The following is a 3,267-nucleotide window of genomic DNA, read 5'->3' on the forward strand; positions in this document are numbered from 1 at the left end:
TGACTGTATGCATTTTGAGTAAAACAAGACCTAATCCTAACAAGCCAAGTAAGACAGCAAGTATATTTACCCGAGTTTTCATTTCATAGATTCATAACAGAATTTTATTCCATTTATAAAAAGACTTGTTACTCATTAAATATAATTAATTATGTTTTATATACACAGTGTTCTGGTTTGGTTTAAAACTGGATAGCTTACACTGAATACTTTTACTCCATGAACTTCAACAGTTTAGCTAAGATTGAAAAAAATAGAAGTTTCTGTGAGCGAGCACTTGCTTAGCTAATTCTTTCTTATCGTTTAGGTCAAGACCGCAAGGAAGCCAATCCCTTTTCAGTCACATTACTTCCTGTCTGTTCGACCCTTATAAAGCCATGCTATTTACAATAACTTATGCCCTAAGCAGTCCTTCAAGCAGTAGCCATAGTGCCTGCAGGTATGAATAGCCCGAGGATTGAGCTAAATCACCAAGTGCTGATTGAAGTAGTTTATCAACTCAATAACTGTTAACCCTCTTTTTAATCGTTGGCTTATGTTGATCATAGCAAGTGGACAATGATTTTTGTAGAGTTCAGTCGTTTATAAAGAGTATTTTTTTAAATTGTACTGCTAAGTAATATTGTTTCTGGTCAGAAGGAAGCCGAAATATGGAAAGGCTTCCTTCTGTTTTTTCTTACACAAAATCAGAGGTGGTGTAATATTGACCCTACTTAAAACCACAAATCCCGTTTTAAGCAACACAAGGTATTAAACCCGGAGAACCATCATATTCGAAAGCAAATTAGTGTTATTTGCTGTAACCCTCATTGACAGACATAGACTCAAATAAGATTCTCATGCCCCACTTGCTTGGTAATTCGTAGTAGGATCTTTTAATGCGGGGCTTTTGAAGGGAGTAGAATAATTGGTTTCAATATTTTTTACCAAATAATAAAAAGAAATGCCTTCTTACGACTTATATCAAGATTTTTTTCTTAAACTAGCAGTTAAGTAAACTTTTTTCTCAGCAGAAGGAAGCCTCTCCACGTGTGTGAGCTTCTTTCTGTTTTGATTGGTAATTTTCTTATTAAACCTATCTTTCCGTTAAGGAGTTTTGTATCGACTTGAATGATGATAAAGCATTGTAAAAGCTATTTTACAATAATTGCCTTATGTGTATGACCATTTTATTGTTGAATAAACTCCAAGCTCAAGCCTAGTAAAGTTCTTCGCAAATATTCCTGTCAAATAGAAGAGATGAGAACAAAAGTACATGAGTTTTTGGGTTCACAAATGAAAAGCCCTGCCGATTTAGGCAGGGCTTTTGGCTTTAATCTTTCTTAGGTGGAGACCTGTATAATTCCGGATGTTTGGGTGTTAGATGACGCTTTACGTACTGACCCCCTTCAAGGCCGTAGAATATTTCGTTGATACTGTCATAATACGCCACAAATTTACCTTGGTTAATAATTAGTTTTTCCCCTTCACACTCGATTATCTGAAACACAAAACCTTGTTCGGTGTGAATAATACCTGGGTATTGATCCACTTTGACAATCCTCCTTATTCTGGTAAATAAAATTGTAGGCTGATAATCTAAATACTAACGAAAAAGTTCAGAAGATCAATATTAAAAAATTTGTTGACTATTTTTAATGCATTCTTATTGCCAGAAGTAACAATTTCTAAATAGATAATCTTAAGCTATCATGCAATTACAGGGCTATTTGTGAAATATTTATCAAGGATATAGTTAATGTCACTCGTCGTTAAGGGCTTAACAAAGAAAATATTAACAAAGTCGATTGATAAAGCTTTTTTACGAATTGCTTCATCGCCATTACTGGTAAACATAGCTAATACTGATTTGGAAAATACTTTACGTATAAGCATTTCATACTCTAACAAAAAGCTCCAGCCGTCCATAATGGGCATATCAATATCAAGGAAGATTAAATCCGGATACTCTTTTTTTAATTCGTTTTGCGATATTAAAAAATCAAGGGCTTGTTGGCCATTCGTAACTATTTCAACGTGATGGGCCACATTCATTTTTGTTAACAATCTCATATGCAGATAATTGAAATTGTCATCATCATCTATAAGTAAAATACTTTTTAAGGGTTTCATGGCTCATGAATTTAAAATGTATCAAGTTAGCTAAATTCATGACACTATTTATATAATATTTTGGTTAGGAAACTGACCATAATACTAGTTCACTGAATGTTATTTAATTTATTGAAGCTATGGTCACCTTTCCATATTATTTTGGATCAATATTTAAAGCAGAAATTAAATTATTTCTTCTCTAAAGAATGAAGATGAGAAAATTACAGAACACACCTCAATTACAAACAACAATAAAAAAAGTCTATATATGGGCAGGGATTAGCATCGTGGTAGTCCTAGTAACTATCCTTACTTTTAACTTGATGATACAAAAGAGAGGGGTTGCCGCAGACTCACCAAAAATGAAGAAGTATGGATTCGATGTAGCAGCACCGGAATTAAAAAAAGTCAATTTCACTGTGTTGGACAACTCAATAAATAGCATGTATGACGAGGTAAGGCCTTATATTTCGGGTGATGGCAATCGCCTGTATTTCGGAAGAAGAAAGTACCCCGAAAATATCTTTGGAAAAAGGGATGAACAGGATATCTGGGTAATAGAACTTAATGATGAAAGAAAGAAAGGAACGCCCAAAAACTTAGGGGATAGGGTAAATACAAGAGGTATGGATGCTATATGCAGTATAAGCCCGGATGGTCGAGAAATGATTATGATTAGTGAAGACCTCAAAACTGAATATCCACTTTTAAAAACAACACTCTTTGAGTCTGGATGGTCTACACCTATACCTTTAAAAATTAAAAATTTTTATTCCTTAACTGGGTATGTTGACTTTTACCTGTCTTACGAAATGAATGTATTGTTCATGGGTATAAGTAGAGAAGATACCTATGGACAGCAGGATCTTTATGTTAGCTTCCCCGACGGTGAGAATTCATGGACTGAGCCAATAAACCTTGGAAAGACTATAAACACTGAAAAATCAGACTTTGCCCCTTTCATTTCTTCCGATGGGAAAACACTGTACTTTGCCTCTTATGGGCACGAAGGATATGGAAATAGTGATATATTCAAATCTAAACGATTAGATGATACCTGGACAAATTGGAGTAAGCCCATCAATCTGGGAAAGGGTATTAACAGTTTCAGAGAGGAGAGTTATTTTACAATAACTAAAGACAGTAGATACATTTATTTTGAAACATATGACC

General features: G+C 34.3%; 1 protein-coding gene and 1 pseudogene. One reads left to right on the plus strand and one right to left on the minus strand.

What is annotated here, in order from left to right; translation table 11 throughout:
* Positions 1-1,689: 1,689 nt before the first annotated feature.
* Complete coding sequence (locus E1163_RS01495; RefSeq protein WP_155168758.1) at positions 1,690-2,112, minus strand: response regulator; 423 nt, start codon at positions 2,110-2,112, stop codon at positions 1,690-1,692.
* A gap of 194 nt (positions 2,113-2,306) precedes the next feature.
* On the opposite strand from E1163_RS01495, the pseudogene E1163_RS01500 reads away from it, so the two are divergent.
* A pseudogene (locus E1163_RS01500) lies at positions 2,307-3,267 on the plus strand (PD40 domain-containing protein); the annotation flags it as partial.

It is taken from the genome of Fulvivirga kasyanovii, from assembly GCF_009711405.1.
Taxonomy (GTDB): domain Bacteria; phylum Bacteroidota; class Bacteroidia; order Cytophagales; family Cyclobacteriaceae; genus Fulvivirga; species Fulvivirga kasyanovii.

What these genes read in the sequence shown, in the direction of transcription:
- E1163_RS01495 (WP_155168758.1), bottom strand. Translation starts at nt 2,112, where the DNA reads ATGAAACCCTTAAAAAGTATTTTACTTATAGATGATGATGACAATTTC.